Origin of the sequence: Erythrobacter ramosus, assembly GCF_009828055.1 — a bacterium.
Taxonomy (GTDB): domain Bacteria; phylum Pseudomonadota; class Alphaproteobacteria; order Sphingomonadales; family Sphingomonadaceae; genus Erythrobacter; species Erythrobacter ramosus.
Map to the genome: position 1 here is coordinate 273,215 of NZ_WTYB01000002.1, position 16,978 is coordinate 290,192.

The window sequence follows — 16,978 nt, forward strand, 5'->3', positions numbered from 1 at the left end:
TCGTTTCAGGCGGTGGCTTTGGCTCTCGCGCGCAGGCCGGTGATGGTCGCACCGCTGGCGGCGATCCGGTTCAGATCGGTCACGGCGTGGATCAGGCGGATGCCGCTGCGGGCCTTGGCGTCATCGAGCGCGGCGATGAAGTCCGCCGTCGTCTCGGCCCGCGTGCTCCATGCGCCATAGGCTGCGCCGAGCATTGCGAAATCGGGATTGGAAAGCTGAGTCGCCGAAACGCGGCCGGGATATTCGCGCTCCTGATGCATCCGGATCGTGCCGTAAGCGCCGTTATCGACCACCACCACGATCATGTTCGCGCCATATTGCGCGGCGGTGGCGAGTTCCTGACCGTTCATCATGAAGTCGCCGTCCCCCGCGACAGCGACCACGGTACGCTCCGGAAACCGCAATGCGGCAGCGACGGCGGCAGGCACGCCGTAACCCATCGCGCCGCAGGTCGGGGCGAGCTGGCCGGGATAGGCGGCATAGCGCCAGTAGCGGTGCCACCACCCGGCGAAATTGCCCGCGCCGTTGCAGATGATCGTGTCCGCCGGAAGCGCGGCGCGCATCGCTGAGACGCAGGCGGCCAGATCGATGGTCGCGTCGGAGGGCTGGGGCGTTGACCAATCGAGCCATTCGCGGTGTGCTTCACCGCCCGCGTCGAACGGGATGATCCCGGCGTCCTCCCACAGCGCGGCACACTCGGCGAATTCATCCACTGAACAGCAAAGCGCGAGATCGGTGCGATAGACCCGGCCCAACTCCTCCGGGTCGGGGTGGATGTGGACCAGCAGTTGCCCGGGATGCTCGAGCGTGGGGACTTCGTAACCATCCGTGGTCGCCTCCCCCAAACGCGCGCCGACAGCGATGATGAGGTCGGCGCTCTTGACTCGTTCGACCAGCCGGGGGCCGGGTCCGTAGCCGAGGTTTCCGGCATAGACCGGGCTATCGGGCGCAATCGCGTCCTGACGGCGGAAGGCGGTCGCTACGGGAAGTCCGATCCGTTCGGCGAATTGCTGGAAGTATTCCCGCGCCTTGGCGTTCCAACCCGCGCCGCCGATGATCGCGATGGGGCTCGCTGCGTCGGCGATCAGATCGAACAGAGCCTGCATCGCATCGGGGCAGGCGGCCTGCGCGGTGCGGGTCACGAAGGGGCGGGGCTGGAGCGATGTGGGCACCTGCTCCACCAGCATGTCTTCGGGCAGGGCGAGCACCACCGGGCCGGGCCGCCCATTGATGGCGACGGAATAGGCGCGGGCGATGTATTCGGGGATGCGCGCGGGATCATCGATCCGCGCGGCCCATTTGCAGATCGGAGAGAAGAAGGCGGTGAAATCGACTTCCTGAAAGCCTTCGCGCCCCTGCATTCCGCGTGCAACATCGCCCACGAACAGGATCATCGGCTGCGAGTCCTGATGCGCCACGTGGACGCCGATGCTGGCATTGGTCGCACCCGGCCCGCGGGTGACAAAGGCGACGCCGGGGCGGCCTGATCCTGCTGCCTGCATCGCCCCATCCGCGCAGGCCATGAACGTGACCCCGCCTTCCTGTCGGCAGGTGACGACGTCGATCTCGGGCCGGTCGGGCAGGGCATCCAGCACGGCGAGGAAGCTTTCGCCGGGCACGGTGAAGATCCGCTCGCAGCCCTGCACGGCAAGGCAATCGACCAGCAGGGCGGCCGCGCTTCTGGTGGCTTCGGCGCGCGTGGAATCAGGCATCGAAAAGTCTCCCGTCGTCTTTTGCGGCCTCTACCGGCGTGGGCGAAGCGGTGCAAATCCGCCGAACCCCGATTGCCCCCATCACAGCCTGTCCCAGCTTGCGACAGCCTCATCGCAAGCTGTTTGCAATGGTAAAGAAAGTCTTAAAGCTGGTCTTCCTGCCAAGGGAGAGTCGTAAATGCGCCGCAGCCTGGTTCTCACTGACGAGACCGCCCGCCACTGGTTCCGGGCGAGCCTGCCGCCGCATGTGAAGCGCGATCTCATCCCGATCCCGGCCGAGGCTTTGTGGCGGCTCACCATGGCGGATGTGCGCGGCGTCGCCAGCACCTACGTGGCCACGACGCTCGCGATTTTCGCCTTTATCATCTAAGGGATTCGACTTCGGCGTCTCGCAGCGCTTCAGTGGCGTGCAACTTGCGCGCAAGCTGCGCCGAGAACACGCACAGGATCAGGCTCAGCAACAGCTGCTCCTCAAGCGGGATACCGAAGAACCCGAGCGCACCGGCAACCCCTGCGCCGATCACCATGAAGATCGAAGAAATGAAGTTGTTGGCCGCAACCGAGCGGGAGGCCTCCGACTTGTCGACCCGCGTGGTGAGGAAGGCATAAAGCGGCACCACGAACATCCCGCCCGCCACCGCAATCAGCAGCAGATTGAACGTCAGCACGAGCGCAAGCGGCTGGGCGAGAAATTCCCACACGGTGAACAGCTCGCCTTGCGGCTGGAGGTTCCACATCCGACACACACCGTAAAAGGCGATCAGCAGCACACCCAGCACCAACACCGAGCGCGCCGAATATCGCGCCGAGATATCGCCTTTAAGCAGTGCATTGATCGACACCGAACCAATCGCGATCCCGGCCGAGAACGCCACCAGCAACACTGCTGCGACCTGCTTGTCCGCCAGTAGCACGTTCTTGGCGAGCGGGATGAACTGCACCGAAAGGATCGCGGCAATCGCCCAGAAGTAGCTGATCGCCAACACTGAATAGCGCAGTTCGAGGTTGCCCATCGAGAAGGCTATCAATGATTTCGAGGCGCGGATCGGGTTCCAGTCGACTGTGTTTTCGTCGCTCTGCGCAGGCGCTGGCGGCACCCAGCGGCAGGTGACATAGCCGATCAGCGCGATCACGATCACGCCAACAATGGAATACATGATCGGCATCGCGCCGCCGAGCATCATGCCGACGAGGATCGCGACGTAAGTGCCAGCCTCAACCAGACCGGTGCCCGCCAGCACCTCATCCTTGTGGAGGTGCTGCGGCAGGATCGCGTATTTGATCGGGCCGAAGAAGGTCGAGTGAACCCCCATCGCAAACAACGCCACGAACATCAGCGGAATCGCGAGGCTTTCGATCTGCACGCCCTTGGCCGCCAGCAGCAGCCCCGTGGCACCGACCGACATGATGAGGATTTCCGCAAACTTGATCCAGCGGATGATCTTGGTCTTGTCGCGCATATCGGCGAGCTGGCCCGCAGTGGCCGAGAACAGCACAAAGGGCAGCACGAACAGCGCCGTGGCCACGCCGCTGATCAGCGTCTCCATCTCAGGCGAATCGTAGACCTGATAGACCACGAACAGCACCATCGCGTTCTTGTAGAGATTGTCGTTCAATGCATTGAGCAACTGGGTCAGGAACAGCGGCAAAAATCGCCGCTGGCGCATCAGGTGTGTCGATGTGGTCATGCGATGATTACGCTGGCGCTTCCCTGTGAGTTACCGCGACATAGCGGGCGTACAGGCTTTCACAAGAGCGCAAGGGTAGCGCGTCCCTGACCGCATCAATGTGGGGGAAGTCGGGACGAGGGGTTTTGCAGCGGGTCTTGCCGCGCTAGAGCGGGGATCAACCATGTCGAGCCTTCCCAATATCCTCACGCTCTCGCGCATCTTTGCGGTGCCACTGCTGGCGTTCTTCCTATGGTGGCCGGAATGGCGGCTAGGATATCTGATCGGCTTCGGGCTGTACTGCATCATTGCGCTGACGGATTACCTTGATGGCTACCTTGCGCGCGCGCAGGGTACGGTGTCGAAGATGGGCACCTTCCTTGATCCGATTGCGGACAAGATCATGGTGGCCGCGGTCATTCTGGTGCTGACCGCGCAAGGATATCTGCGCGGGCCTTATGCGGGCGATGTCCATGTGATCGCCGGGCTGGTCATTCTGGTGCGCGAGATTGCGGTGTCGGGCCTGCGCGAATTTCTGGGCGGGCTTCAGGTCTCGATGCCGGTCTCCAGGCTCGCCAAGTGGAAGACAACCTTCCAGCTTGTGTCGTTGGGCGCGCTGATCCTTGGCGGGGCTGTGCATGGGCAGCCGTGTCAGTCGGTGTTTGAAGGCTGCGGCACGATCGCCGAAAGCTGGGTGCATCTGATCGGGCTGGTCAGTCTGTGGACTGCCGCAGTGCTGACCTGCGTGACGGGATGGGATTACCTGCGGGTCGGCCTCAAGCATATGGATTGAGACGCCTGATCCGGGCTAGCAAATTTTCCGGTGGCAGTGACACCGCGCTTTGGATTACAACCTATTGAATGGAGAGGCAGGGGTTACCCTCAGCAAAGGATTACGCCCGCTTGCTCGCCAATGAGGCGAGGAGGCTTCAGCAAGAGGCGCGCGACGCGCTCGAGCAAGGTAACTATACCCGCGCCTCCGCGCTGATCGGCGATGCCGAATTGCTGGCCGAGGATGTCCATCACCTCGTCAGCGAACTCGAGCGGCACGAGATCGGTGGGCTGATGATGCTCGACGATTACGATGTGAGGGAAGTGGCGCTGCGCGCGCCTTCGCGTTTGCGGATACGTTTCGCGCTGCCCCCGCGCCGGGTGCGCGTGGCGCTCGGCGCCAGCTTCCTGATGAGCCTAGCGCTGACCGAGTGGTAAGGCGCAGCGCTCGGCATGCTGCTTGATGATCGCAAGCACATTGTCCTGAACATCGCCGAGCATCTGCTCGCCCCACAATTCCAGATATCCGCCAAATCAATGGTTTCAACCGGCGCGCAGTTCCTCGGCCAGCAGTTGGAAATCGCTTTCGCGCGGGGAGTTCTTGCGCCAGGCGAGCACAATCTCGCGCTTGGCGGTAGGGCTGTCGACGGGCCGCGCGACCACTTGCGTCCCAGCGAGAATGCCCGCCTTCAGCGCCATCTCCGGTAGCATGGTCAAACCGAGGTCGTTGTCGACCAGTTGTACGAGCGTGTGCAGGCTTGTGCCGATCATTGCCGCGCTCGCGCGCAGTTCGGCGCGGTTGCACGCCGCCAGAGCATGGTCGCGGAGGCAGTGCCCATCCTCCAGCAGCAGCAAGCGGCCCTGATCGATCATGTCAGGTTTGATGCTGGCAGGCGGATCGCGCGGATCGTCCTTCGGAAAGGCGATAAACAGGCGGTCGTCGGAAATATGGGCAATCGCCGCATCGCCGGTGTCGAAGGGCAGGGCCAGCAGCACGCAATCGACTCGCCCGTGATTGAGCGACTCTAGCGCGTCGTGGCTCGTCTCCTCGCGCAGCAGCAGCTTAAGGTCGGGCCGCTCGCGCTTGAGGCGCGGGAGCATTCGGGGCAGCAGGAAGGGGGCGATGGTCGGGATCACGCTCATCCGCAGCTCGCCCGAGAGCGGCTTGCCCGAGGCCTGCACCAAATCGGCCAGTTCCTCAGCTTCGCGCAGCAAGCGGTTGGCTTTGGCCACCACCTGTTCGCCCAGCGCGGTGAAGCGCACCACGCGGCGCGAACGTTCGACCAGCGTCACACCAAGGAGCGATTCCAGCTCGCGGAGGCCCGCCGACAGCGTCGATTGCGACACGAAGCTGGCATCGGCGGCTTTGCCGAAATGCCCGTGTTCATGAAGCGCTACGAGATATTGCAGCTGCTTGATGGTGGGGAGGTAGGTGGACACTGGCGCGCGCTACTCCGCCGCCAGCGTATCGGGATCGCCTTCGTGCTCAGCGGCGGGCTCAAGCTCAGTCGCGACCACCACCACATCGTCGATATGCGTCATCTTCAGCTTCCCGCGCTCCACCGCGAAGGCCAGCTTGCCTTCGACCAGATCGAGCGCGTCCTTGCCGAACACTTCGAAGCGCCAGCCTTGCAACACCGGCAGATCGCGCGCGCCGGCGGCCAGCGCTTCCATCTCGTCAGCGCGGGTGAGCAGGCGCGGGGCGACGTCGATTTCGCGGGCGCGGATCTTCAGCAGCAGTTTGAGCAGATCGGCCACCAACGCGCCTTCCTTGCCGAGCGGGGCACCCTGCTTGATCTTTTCGGGCATCTCGTCCTTGGGCAGGGGCTCGGCGTCGGCAAGGATCTTCATCAACCGCTTGCCGATGTCATTGTCGCGCCACGCCGCCGAAAGTCCGCGCACCTTGGCCAGATCGGCCTGCGTCTTGGGCGGGTGGCTAGCGATGTCGGCAAGGGTTTCGTCACGCATGATCCGGCCGCGCGGGATGTTCTTGTGCTGCGCCTCGCTCTCGCGCCATCCGGCGAGCGCCTTCATCCGGCCGAGCACCAGCGGATTGCGACCCGGCTGGCGGATGCGTTTCCACGCCTGACCCGGATCGGTAATGTAGTTCGACGGATCGGCGAGCTTTTCCATCTCCGCATCCAGCCACAGCCCGCGCCCGGTCTTGATCAGCTTTTTAAGGATGCGCGGGAAGATCGTGGCAAGGTGCGTCACGTCGCCGATGGCATATTCGATCTGGCGGTCGCTGAGCGGGCGGCGGCTCCAATCAGTAAAGCGCGCACCCTTGTCGATGGTGAGGCCCATCCAGGTTTCGACCAAGTTGGCATAGCCGATCTGTTCCGACTGGCTGATTGCCATCATCGCGATCTGGGTGTCGAAGATCGGATGCGGGGTCCGCTGCGTCAGGTTGACGATGATCTCGACATCCTGCGACCCGGCGTGGAAGACCTTGAGCACGTCTTCATTGCCGCACATCAGATCGAGAAGCGGTTTCAGATCAATGCCCGGCGCCATCGGATCGATCGCGGCCGCTTCTTCGGTATTGGCGATCTGCACGAGGCACAGTTCGGGCCAATAGGTGTTCTCGCGCATGAATTCGGTGTCGACCGCCACGAATTCGGACTTGGCGAGGCGGGTGCAGAGGTCGGAGAGAGCCTCGGTTGTGGTAATCAGCGGATGGATTTTCATGTCATCTTTTCGCGGTTAGCGAGCGGAGTGCCGCCCTCGGGGCCGTGCCCCATCACTGTGAACGCTGCCAAACCCGCAGCGCGCTTACTCTGATACAGTCAAAATGGAAAAGAGTTTAGATGCAGGGCCGTGATGCCCACAGATCGCGGCGCCCATGGCCGGTCGGGTTCGCTTGTGCATCCCCTACTGGATTTGTGCCGCCCGCTCGCTTAGAGGCGCGCCTTCGCAATCCTTACAGTGTCGGACAGTCAAAAAAATGCACCCCTATCGCACGCATACCTGCGCACAGCTTACCTCCGCTCATGTCGGCGAGACCGTCCGCCTGTCGGGCTGGGTGCATCGCAAGCGCGATTTCGGCGGGTTGCTGTTTGTCGATCTGCGCGATCATTACGGCATCACCCAGATTGTCGCCGATGCAGATTCGCCCGCGCTGGCGGTGCTGGACCGGCTCCGCGTGGAATCGGTCATCACCATCGAAGGTAACGTCAAGGCGCGCTCGGCCGAGACGGTGAACCCGCGCCTCGCGACGGGTGAGGTTGAGGTTTATGCGCGGCACATCACCGTGCTGAGCACCGCGGAAGAACTACCTTTGCCCGTGGCCGACGAACAACCTTACCCTGAGGATATCCGCCTCAAGTACCGGTTCCTCGATCTGCGCCGCGAGACGTTGCACAAGAACATCATGACCCGCGTGGCGGTGATCGCTGATATGCGCCAGCGGATGGGCGCGGTGGGCTTCAACGAGTTCTCGACTCCGATCCTGACGGCGTCCTCGCCCGAAGGCGCGCGCGACTTCCTCGTGCCGAGCCGCATCCATGCCGGCAAGTTCTATGCGCTCCCTCAGGCGCCGCAGCAGTACAAGCAGCTGCTGATGGTCGCGGGCTTTGATCGCTATTTCCAGATCGCCCCCTGCTTCCGCGACGAAGACCCGCGCGCAGATCGGCTGCCGGGCGAGTTCTATCAGCTCGATCTCGAAATGAGCTTCGTCACCCAGGAAGAGGTGTGGGAAACGATGGAGCCCGTCATTCAGGGCACCTTCGCGGCGTTTGCGGGCGACAAGGCCGTGACCCCGGCGGGCGAGTTCCCGCGCATTCCTTATGACGAGGCGATCCTCAAGTACGGCAGCGACAAGCCCGATCTGCGCAACCCGCTGATCATCAGCGATGTTTCGGCGCACTTCACGCAGTCAGGCTTCGGCCTGTTTGAAAAGATCGTCGGCGGCGGCGGTGTCGTCCGCGTGATCCCCGCGCCTGCCACGCATGAAAAGAGCCGCAAATTCTTCGACGACATGAACGACTGGGCGCGCAAGGAAGGTTACGCGGGCCTCGGCTATGTCACCCGCAAGGGCGGGGAATTCGGCGGCCCGATCGCGAAGAACCACGGCGCTGAGCGCATGGCCGAACTTTATGCCGAGCTTGGCCTTGGCGAGAATGACGGACTGTTCTTCGCTGCGGGCAAGGATGCCGACGCTGCCAAGCTGGCGGGCGCCGCGCGCATCCGCGTGGGCGAGGAATTGGGCCTGATTGACGAAAGCCGCTTTGCGCTGTGCTGGATTGTCGATTTCCCGTTCTACGAATGGAACGACGACGAGAAAAAGGTCGATTTCAGCCACAACCCCTTCTCGATGCCGCAGGGTGGGATCGATGCGCTGAATGGGCAAGACCCGCTGACGATTAAGGCGTTCCAGTACGATCTGGTCTGCAACGGTTTCGAAATCGCCTCCGGGTCGATCCGCAACCATATGCCGGAAACGATGGTGAAGGCGTTCGAGGTCACCGGCCTGACGAAGGCGGATGTTGAGGAGCGCTTCGGCGGGATGTACCGCGCGTTCCAATACGGCGCGCCGCCGCACGGGGGCATGGCCGCTGGCGTTGACCGGATCGTGATGCTGCTGTGCGGCGCGAAGAACCTGCGCGAAATCTCGCTCTTCCCGATGAACCAGCGTGCCGAAGATCTGCTGATGGGCGCGCCGAGCCCGGCCGAGCCGCGATCCTTGCGGGAACTGCACCTTCGCGTGGTTGAACCGCAGGCGAAGCCGGCAACCTGACGCCTTACTTCGCGGTTGTTTGCCAAGGCAAAGGCTGCAAAACCCCCGCTGGGATACAGCAAAGGGGGAGCGCTTGATGCGGGCATGGTTGTTGGTCGGAGGAATTCTTGCAGGCCTCGGCAGCGCCCCGTTGCGCGCCGAGACGATCCCTGTCGCAGGGATCTATGCGGCAGGGACTGATGCGCCATCCCGCGCGCGATCAATTGCGATTGCGGGCTTTGCCGGGAGGGGCGGCGAACGGCTCGCCTTTGCGATCGACACGGCGCTGCGCGGCGCGGTTATCGAGGGCCGCCCGTGGTTCGATCTCACCTTCGCCGAGCCCCCACGCGGCTCCACCTATACCTATGACCGCGATGCCGATCCGGCCGCCTATCGCGGCGGCGCGGACGCGGTGATGCGCGGTATCGCCGATGTCGAATGGCGCGACACCGACAGCGGCACCAAGGAGGTGGAGGAATGCGTCACCAGGGATGATCGCGGCAAGTGCTCGGAAAAGAAGAAGATCAACGTGCCCTGCCGCGCCCGCAACGTGACGCTGCGCCCCGAACTGCGGCTGGTCTCACGCGAAGGCGAACTGCTCTATGCCAAGGGCGACGTGCTCACCACCAGCCGACGCTTCTGCAAGGACGAAGACGGGTCGCCTTCGGTCGATTCGATGGTTGAGGAACTGGCACGCGGTTTTGCCAACGCCGTGCGCCGCGATCTCGCTCCCGAATTCCGGGACGAGGAAATCCGCGTTCTTGAAAGCCGCGATGGCGTGACCAAACCGGATCAGGCCATCTTCCGCACCGCCTTGCGTTTGACCAAGACCGATGTGTCCGAGGCCTGCGCCGTTTTCGGGGACCTGAGGGCTAATAACCCCAGCAGCGTCTCCATCTTGTTCAATATCAGCCTGTGCATGGAACGTCTGGGCGAGTTGGAGGCAGCAACCCAGCTTTACGATGAGGCGCTGGCGATCAGCCCGCGCAAGGCAGAACCGCGCGAGGGCCTTGCCCGCATTGCTTCGCGTCTGCGCGCCAAGGCCCAGCGTCAATTGCATGAAGACGCGCTGTCACGCTGACTGTCATCCCCACTTGCGCTTGTCCGCGCCGTTCATTAGGGCGGGGCGACTTATTCTAACCCCAGTTCAAGAGGGAATACCATGAGCGATACTGCCGACCGGGTGGCCAAGATTGTCGTCGAGCATCTCGGCGTGGAAGCTGACAAGGTCACTCAGGATGCGAGCTTCATCGATGATCTCGGTGCAGACAGCCTCGACATCGTCGAACTGGTGATGGCCTTCGAAGAGGAATTCGGTGTCGAAATCCCCGACGATGCGGCCGAGAAGATCACCACCGTCGGCGACGCGACCAAGTACATCGAAGAGCACAAGGGCTAACACCCGCAAGGACGCCCCGGTGTCCGCGCCTGCCAGCAGCTTGCCCGTTCGGCAAAAGGCGGGGCATTTGTCCGGCAACACATTTGCCGGAGCGCGGATCAGGGCTTAGACAGGCTCAGCCCTAGGCGGGTTGGGCCTGTTGCCTTTTTGCAAGCCGGCCCCTTTATCGGAGAACGCGAATGCGCCGTGTGGTTGTTACCGGGCTTGGTCTCGTCACCCCGCTTGGAGCCGATGTCGAAACGACATGGGCGAACCTGATTGCGGGGAAGAGCGGGGCGGGCCAGATCACCCGGTTCGATGCCTCGAACCAGAAGTGCACCATCGCCTGCGAGGTGAAGGGCAAGGATCATCCCTGGGGCTTCGACCCTGACAAGCGCGTGGATCACAAAGTCCAGCGTCAGGTCGATCCCTTCATCATCTACGGCATTGATGCGGCTGGCCAGGCGCTCGAAGACGCTGGCCTTACCGACATGACGCAGGCCGAAAAGGAGCGCACCGGCTGCTCGATCGGTTCGGGCATCGGCGGATTGCCGGGGATCGAAATCGAGAGCGTCAATCTCCACGAACGTGGGCCGTCGCGTGTTAGCCCGCACTTCGTACACGGGCGGTTGATCAACCTCATCACCGGTCAGGTGCAGATCAAGTACGGCTTCATGGGTCCGAACCACGCCGTCGTGACCGCCTGCTCCACCGGCGCGCACTCGATTGGTGATGCGGCGCGGATGATCATGGCAGACGATGCCGACGTCATGCTGGCGGGCGGGGCGGAAAGCACCATCAATCCGCTCGGTATCGCCGGCTTCGCGCAGGCGCGTGCGCTCAACATGAGCATGAACGACCGCCCGACCGAGGCGAGCCGTCCCTATGATCGCAATCGTGACGGCTTCGTCATGGGTGAGGGCGCGGGCGTGATCGTGCTTGAGGAATACGAGCGGGCCAAGGCGCGCGGCGCGAAGATCTATGCCGAAGTCACCGGCTATGGCTTGTCGGGCGATGCCTATCACGTCACCGCCCCGCACCCGGAAGGCAAGGGCGCGGAATTGGCGATGCGGATGGCGCTGAAGAAGGCGGGTCTCGGACCGGGCGATATCGATTACATCAACGCCCACGGCACTTCGACTATGGCCGACACCATCGAACTTGCTGCGATCAAGCGCGTGCTGGGCGAAGGGCTGGGAGGGGCTTCGATGTCCTCGACCAAGTCTGCCATCGGCCATTTGCTGGGCGGCGCGGGCGCGGTCGAAGCGATCTTCTGCATCCTGGCGATGCGTGACGGGATCGTGCCGCCGACCTTGAACCTGCATGATCCCGACGAAGGCACCGAAGGGATCGACCTCGTGCCTCTAGTGGCGAAGAAGCGTGAAGTGCGCGCCGTGCTGAACAACAGCTTCGGCTTTGGCGGCACCAACGCTTCGATCATTATGCAAAAGGTCGACTGATCCGGTGAGGATGCTGCGGCTTGCCCTGGCGGGCCTCGGGGCCATCCTTGCAGCCGTGGTGCTGGCGTGGGTCTTTCTGGGTTCGGCGACGATCCCCAAGGAGACCAGCTTCACCATCCCCGCAGGCGCTTCGGTGGCGTCGGTCGCGGACAAGCTGGAAGCCGAGGGGCTGATCTCCTCGGCTTCGGGCTTTGTCCTGCAAGCGCGCATCTTTGGTTCGGACACCCCGATTCAGGCGGGCGAGTTCCTGTTGACCCCGGACATGAGCCAGAGTGACATCCTCGCCGCGTTTCAATCGGGCGATGTGATCCGCCGCTTCGTGACGATCCCCGAAGGCATGCCCTCGATCCTCGTCTGGGAACGGTTGATGGCCGAGGACCTGCTCACAGGCGAGGTCGACGTGCCGCCCGAAGGTTCGATCCTGCCCGATACCTACGCCTTCGAACGCGGCCAGTCCCGGAAAGCCCTTGTCGAGCAGATGCAGGCCGCCATGGACAAGGCGCTGGCCGAAGAATGGGGCAAACGCGCGCCCGGCATCGCCGTGGACACGATGCGTGATGCGCTGACCCTCGCGTCGATCGTCGAGAAGGAAACCGGCAAGCCCGAAGAACGCCGCATGGTGGCGGGGCTCTATTCCAACCGGGTGAGCACTGGCATGAAATTGCAAGCCGATCCGACGATTATCTATCCCATTACCAAGGGCAAGCCGCTCGGGCGCAGGATCAAGCAGTCCGAGATCAGTGCGGTCAATGGCTACAACACCTACACCCGAACCGGGCTTCCTGAAGGTCCGATCACCAACCCGGGCCGCGCCAGCATCGCGGCGGTGTTGAACCCCGAGAAAACGGCTGCGCTGTTCATGGTCGCCGACGGGACGGGCGGGCATTGGTTCGCCAGTACTCTCGCTGAACACAATGCCAACGTTGCCAAGTGGTACGCCATCCGCCGCCAACGGGGCGAGATGTGACATCCCACCCGTAATCCCGGACTTGATCCGGGATCGCTATCGCCGCACACCCGCCCGGTGCCCAATCCCTTCATCCTGACCGCTGCCCTGCCGCCCGATCTGGCAGGCTTTGCCGAAGGGCTGCGGCGGGCGCATTATCCGGCAGAAAAGAACCACCTCCACGCCCACGTGACCCTGTTCCATGCCTTCGCGCCATCGCTGCTGGAGGAACTGCGCGATTTCCTGCCCAAGGTGGCTCGCGAATTCGCTGCTCCCGAGGGTGCGGTGAAGGGCGTGATGGATCTGGGCAAGGGCACCGCCATCGCATTGGAAGCACCGCAGCTGCTTGATCTGCGCGCGCTGATTGCAGAGCATTTCCACGGCAGCCTGACGTCTCAGGATCTTTACGAGCCGCGCCCGCACATCACGATCCAGAACAAGGTCACCAAGGGCGAGGCGCGGGCGCTTCAGGCGGCGCTTGCGCCCGACCTTGCCTCATGGATCGCCAAGGGGCGTTTCGCCTTTCCGGCGCTGGAGCTGTGGCACTATCGCGGCGGCCCGTGGGAGCAGGTCAAGACTTGCGCTTTCCGGGGCCGCGAACGGCTCTGAGCCAAGCGCGCCAACAGGGCTTGACCCCGCAACGCACCCGCCCTAAGTGCCCGCCTCGCCCGGGCCGACACCCGGTGCCGAATCCGGCTGCGAAACACCGCCGGATGCCCATGGGGCGGAGTAGCTCAGCCGGTTAGAGCAGCGGAATCATAATCCGCGTGTCGGGGGTTCGAGTCCCTCCTCCGCTACCACGTAATATCGTCAGAATCGGTCCGATCATAAATGTCTGCGTTAGGCTTTCTCGGCGGCAATTGGACGGTATTATCGTGCGCGGGCCTCGACTGACGGCTGCTTGAGGTTTGCTATCCTGAACCCTTCAATCTGAAATCGGCCCCATTGCGTTCAATGGGCGCAAGTCTGCGATGCGGGGTGGCTTGACCGTTTTGCCTACTTGTCAGATAGACAATGCGCGATGCTGTCCCAAAAGACCCGCTATGCAATCCGCGCGATGCAGCACCTTGCTGATCACTTTGGCGAGGGGCCGGTGCAACTGGCTGCGATTGCCGACACGCAGAATATCCCCGCGAAGTTTCTCACCGTCATCCTGTCGGAACTGACCCGCGCGGGCCTTGTTGAATCCCAGCGCGGGCGCGACGGAGGCTACTGGCTGGCGATCCCGCCGGTTGATATCACCTATGGCGATCTTATCCGGCATATGCGCGGGTCTCTTGCGCTGGTGCCCTGCGCCAGTCGCTATGCTCATGAAAAGTGCAAGAACTGCCTGGAGGAAGGGGAGTGCCGCACGCGCGCGTTGTTGCTCGATGTGCGCGACCGGACGGCGCAAATCCTCGATGGTATCCGTCTGTCCGATCCCATCATGCCGGTGCCAGCCTTTATCGGCGACGAGGCCTGACCGTCCCCTCCATTCGCCCTGGCGCACAAAGCCCACCTTTCATCGCCTGACAGAAAATCTGCCGTGCCACCCTATTGTCAAGTGAAACACTTGAGTTTAATTGCTTCGTTGCGGATTGAGTCCGCGTAACGAAAGGCCCGCTTATGGACCGTGACGAAAAACAATCTGGCGCAGCCGGCATTCTGCCGGACGCGCTGGCGCTGGTTAGCGAGGCGCTCGGGCATTTGCGCTACGGCGCGATCCAGCTGACCGTGCATGACGGCAAAGTCATGCAGATCGACGTGACCGAAAGGAAGCGGCTGACCGATTGATCGGCACCGTGACCCGACCCCACCACACATCAACAGGGACCAGCAGACCGGCCCACCGGATGCATACCCGCTTGCAAAGGCGAGACCATGTATCCGTTTTCCACCCGCAGCACTCTGCTGCTCGGCGCAGGCCTGACCGCGCTGCTCTCCGCCCCTTCTACCGCCTTCGCACAGGATCAAGCGCCTGCCGAAGCCGCCGACACCGCCGAGGAGCCGAACAGCAATGACATCATCGTCACCGCCCGCCGCCGCTCCGAAAGCGCGCAGGATATCCCGCTCGCCGTGTCGGTGATTGATGCCCGCCAGCTCGACGAGACCGGGGCGTTCAACGTCAACCGGCTCCAGCAGTTGGCCCCCACGTTGCAGTTCTATTCGTCGAACCCGCGTAACACGGCGGTGAATATCCGCGGGCTGGGCGTGCCGTTCGGTCTGACCAGCGACGGGTTCGAACAGGGCGTCGGCATCTATGTCGATGATGTCTATTACTCACGCGTCGCCTCGGCCACGTTCGACTTCCTCGATGTCGCGCAGATCGAAGTGCTGCGCGGGCCGCAAGGGACGCTCTACGGCAAGAACACCACCGCAGGCGCGATCAACATCACCACCAACCAGCCGAGCTTCGTTTTCGAAGGCCGGGCCGAAATCAGCCTTGGCAATTACGAGTTCCGCCAGGCACGGCTCGCGGTGTCGGGTCCGTTGTCGGAGAACGTCGCTGCCCGGGTCGCCTTTTCAGGCACCTCGCGGCGGGGCACGATCCGCAATGTCGTAACCGGGCAGGATATCCAAAGCCTCGATAACCTCGGAGTGCGTGCGCAGATGCTGTGGGAGGCGGCCGATAATCTCAAGATCACGCTGGTGGGTGACTACAACAAGCAGGACGCCAATTGCTGCGGTTCGGTGTTCGTGCGCACCGGCACGACCCAACGCCCGCTCAACCGCCAGTTCGCCGCGCTGGCCGCCGCGCAGAACTATGCGCCGCCAAGCACCAATTCGTTCGATCGCCTGACCGATCTCGATTCACAGCTGAATGCTGGCAACGTCATCGCAGGCGCGTCGCTCAGAGCAGTGTGGGACATCGGGCCGGGCACCTTCACTTCAGTGACGGCATGGCGTTACTGGGACTGGAAGCCCGAGAATGACCGCGACTTCACCGGCCTGCCGATTGTCTCGCTGTCGCAGAACCCTTCGCAGCAGAACCAGTATACGCAAGAGTTCCGGTACGCTTACACTGGCGACAAGTTTGACTTCGTGCTCGGCGCCTTCGCCTTCGACCAGCGCATCGATACGCAGGGGACAGAGGCCCAAGGCCTTGCCGCAAGCCGCTGGAACATTGCGCCCAATAATGCGCTCTCGAACGATCCAAGCGTGCTCAACGGACTGACGGCGCGCAACACCCAGTTCCTTGAAAGCACCAGCTTGGCGCTGTTTGGGCAGGTCAGCTGGAAGGTCACCGACGCCTTCACAATCCAACCGGGCGCGCGGGTGAATTACGACAAGAAGAAGGGCTTCTATCAGCGCCGCGTGTTCACCGGCACAGGCACGGAATTGCTCGGCACCGAGACCGACGCCCGCAGCCGCGCGCAGCTGGGAGTGTTCCAGCCGCAGGTGAGCGCGCCCGAGGATACCGACTGGAACCTTACTTACGACCTGACGCTCAGCTATGAACTCGCGCCAGATGTGCTGGCCTACGGCACCTATGCCAAGAGCTTCAAGACCATCGGGATCAACCAGAACGGGTTGCCGACCGACGCCAATGGCCAGCCGATTGCGGCGGCGGGCACGATCCGGCCCGAAACAGTCGATCACTTCGAGCTTGGTCTGAAAAGCCAGTTCTGGGATCGCAAGGCGACACTGAACCTCGCCGCTTTTCGCACAGAGATCAGCGACTATCAGGCGACTGTGAACAATGGCCAATTCGGGGTGCTGCGCGGGTTCCTCGCCAATGCGGACAAGGTGCGCTCGCAGGGGGTAGAGGCCGATTTCTCCATCCGCCCCAGCCAGCGTTTTACCGCCTATGCCAGCGGCGCTTACACCGACGCCAAATACGTCCGCTTCACCGATGCGCCGTGCCCGCCCGAATTGTCAGGCGGCACAACCGCCGCCGCCGGCCAAACCCCGTCCGCACCGAGCACCCCCGGCGGGATCAGCCCGGCCAATTGCGATATCTCAGGCCAACGCCTACCCGGCGTATCGAAGTGGGCGTTCTCCTTCGGGGCGGTGGGCAATCTGCCGACCGAATTCCTCGGCAAACCGGGCGATGTCTATCTCGGCTATGACGGCTCCTACCGTTCGGGCTTTTCCTCCAACCCGTCGCCATCGGCCTTCACCAATATCGAAGGCTACCACCTGTCCAACTTCCGTATTGGTTTCCGCTCGGATGACGGGTTCAACCTGTTTGCGTGGGTCAGGAATGCGTTTGATGAAAACTACTTCGAGCAACTCTTCGTCGGCCCGGGCAACACCGGGCTGATCGCAGGGCTTCCGGGCGACCCGCGCACCTGGGGTGCGACCGCCGCCATCACCTTCTAGCCCTGCCACGTGCAGAGAGGACCGCCTC

At 63.0% G+C, this 16,978-nt stretch carries 16 protein-coding genes and 1 tRNA gene; 13 read left to right on the forward strand and 4 right to left on the reverse strand.

Annotation, left to right across the window (positions count from 1 at the left end):
* Positions 1–5: 5 nt before the first annotated feature.
* Positions 6–1,712, reverse strand: a complete 1,707-nt coding sequence (locus GRI59_RS07960; RefSeq protein WP_160760688.1) for a thiamine pyrophosphate-binding protein — start codon at positions 1,710–1,712, stop codon at positions 6–8.
* Between the two features lie 178 nt (positions 1,713–1,890).
* Here GRI59_RS07960 and GRI59_RS07965 point away from each other — a divergent pair, with 178 nt between their 5' ends.
* Entirely contained in the window at positions 1,891–2,082 is a 192-nt protein-coding gene (locus GRI59_RS07965; protein ID WP_160760689.1) for a hypothetical protein, read from the forward strand.
* On the opposite strand, the gene GRI59_RS07970 is transcribed toward GRI59_RS07965, so the two are convergent.
* A complete protein-coding gene (locus GRI59_RS07970) occupies positions 2,075–3,400 on the reverse strand; it encodes an MFS transporter (RefSeq protein WP_160760690.1) in 1,326 nt (441 codons plus the stop codon). The two genes, GRI59_RS07965 and GRI59_RS07970, sit on opposite strands and share 8 nt — an antisense overlap.
* A gap of 163 nt (positions 3,401–3,563) precedes the next feature.
* Between GRI59_RS07970 and pgsA the strand changes: the two genes are divergently transcribed.
* Together pgsA and GRI59_RS07980 are read left to right on the forward strand one after the other, a co-directional pair.
* Positions 3,564–4,172, forward strand: coding sequence for a CDP-diacylglycerol--glycerol-3-phosphate 3-phosphatidyltransferase (gene pgsA / locus GRI59_RS07975; RefSeq protein WP_160760691.1), 609 nt, complete (start codon positions 3,564–3,566; stop codon positions 4,170–4,172).
* 110 nt (positions 4,173–4,282) lie between these two features.
* On the forward strand, positions 4,283–4,588 hold the full coding sequence (locus tag GRI59_RS07980) for a hypothetical protein (RefSeq protein ID WP_160760692.1): 306 nt from the start codon (positions 4,283–4,285) through the stop codon (positions 4,586–4,588).
* A 105-nt stretch (positions 4,589–4,693) separates the two neighbouring features.
* Here GRI59_RS07980 and GRI59_RS07985 read toward each other — a convergent pair whose 3' ends face one another.
* Together GRI59_RS07985 and rnd are read right to left on the reverse strand one after the other, a co-directional pair.
* Positions 4,694–5,590 (reverse strand): hydrogen peroxide-inducible genes activator, encoded by an 897-nt coding sequence (locus GRI59_RS07985; RefSeq protein ID WP_160760693.1) that lies wholly within the window; start codon positions 5,588–5,590, stop codon positions 4,694–4,696.
* Between the two features lie 9 nt (positions 5,591–5,599).
* Complete coding sequence (rnd, locus tag GRI59_RS07990; protein WP_237440747.1) at positions 5,600–6,838, reverse strand: ribonuclease D; 1,239 nt, start codon at positions 6,836–6,838, stop codon at positions 5,600–5,602.
* Between the two features lie 256 nt (positions 6,839–7,094).
* Here rnd and aspS point away from each other — a divergent pair, with 256 nt between their 5' ends.
* The 10 genes from aspS to GRI59_RS08040 all read left to right on the forward strand — a co-directional run bounded on the left by aspS (position 7,095) and on the right by GRI59_RS08040 (position 16,950).
* On the forward strand, positions 7,095–8,885 hold the full coding sequence (gene aspS / locus GRI59_RS07995; protein ID WP_160760694.1) for an aspartate--tRNA ligase: 1,791 nt from the start codon (positions 7,095–7,097) through the stop codon (positions 8,883–8,885).
* A gap of 76 nt (positions 8,886–8,961) precedes the next feature.
* Positions 8,962–9,945 carry a hypothetical protein gene (locus GRI59_RS08000; RefSeq protein WP_160760695.1) on the forward strand — a complete coding sequence of 328 codons (984 nt, stop codon included), beginning with the start codon at positions 8,962–8,964 and terminating at the stop codon, positions 9,943–9,945.
* Between the two features lie 81 nt (positions 9,946–10,026).
* Positions 10,027–10,263, forward strand: coding sequence for an acyl carrier protein (locus GRI59_RS08005; protein ID WP_017666217.1), 237 nt, complete (start codon positions 10,027–10,029; stop codon positions 10,261–10,263).
* Between the two features lie 179 nt (positions 10,264–10,442).
* A complete protein-coding gene (gene fabF, locus GRI59_RS08010; RefSeq protein ID WP_160760696.1) occupies positions 10,443–11,702 on the forward strand; it encodes a beta-ketoacyl-ACP synthase II in 1,260 nt (419 codons plus the stop codon).
* A 10-nt stretch (positions 11,703–11,712) separates the two neighbouring features.
* Entirely contained in the window at positions 11,713–12,669 is a 957-nt protein-coding gene (mltG, locus tag GRI59_RS08015) for an endolytic transglycosylase MltG (RefSeq protein WP_160760697.1), read from the forward strand.
* Positions 12,670–12,726: 57 nt separating this feature from the next.
* Positions 12,727–13,257 carry a 2'-5' RNA ligase family protein gene (locus GRI59_RS08020; protein ID WP_160760698.1) on the forward strand — a complete coding sequence of 177 codons (531 nt, stop codon included), beginning with the start codon at positions 12,727–12,729 and terminating at the stop codon, positions 13,255–13,257.
* 114 nt (positions 13,258–13,371) lie between these two features.
* Positions 13,372–13,448, forward strand: a tRNA-Met gene (locus GRI59_RS08025).
* 221 nt (positions 13,449–13,669) lie between these two features.
* Positions 13,670–14,110: an RrF2 family transcriptional regulator gene (locus tag GRI59_RS08030; RefSeq protein WP_160760699.1), complete on the forward strand. Its 441-nt coding sequence runs from the start codon at positions 13,670–13,672 to the stop codon at positions 14,108–14,110.
* 143 nt (positions 14,111–14,253) lie between these two features.
* Entirely contained in the window at positions 14,254–14,421 is a 168-nt protein-coding gene (locus GRI59_RS08035; protein WP_160760700.1) for a YezD family protein, read from the forward strand.
* A gap of 87 nt (positions 14,422–14,508) precedes the next feature.
* Entirely contained in the window at positions 14,509–16,950 is a 2,442-nt protein-coding gene (locus tag GRI59_RS08040) for a TonB-dependent receptor (RefSeq protein WP_160760701.1), read from the forward strand.
* Positions 16,951–16,978 lie beyond the last annotated feature (28 nt).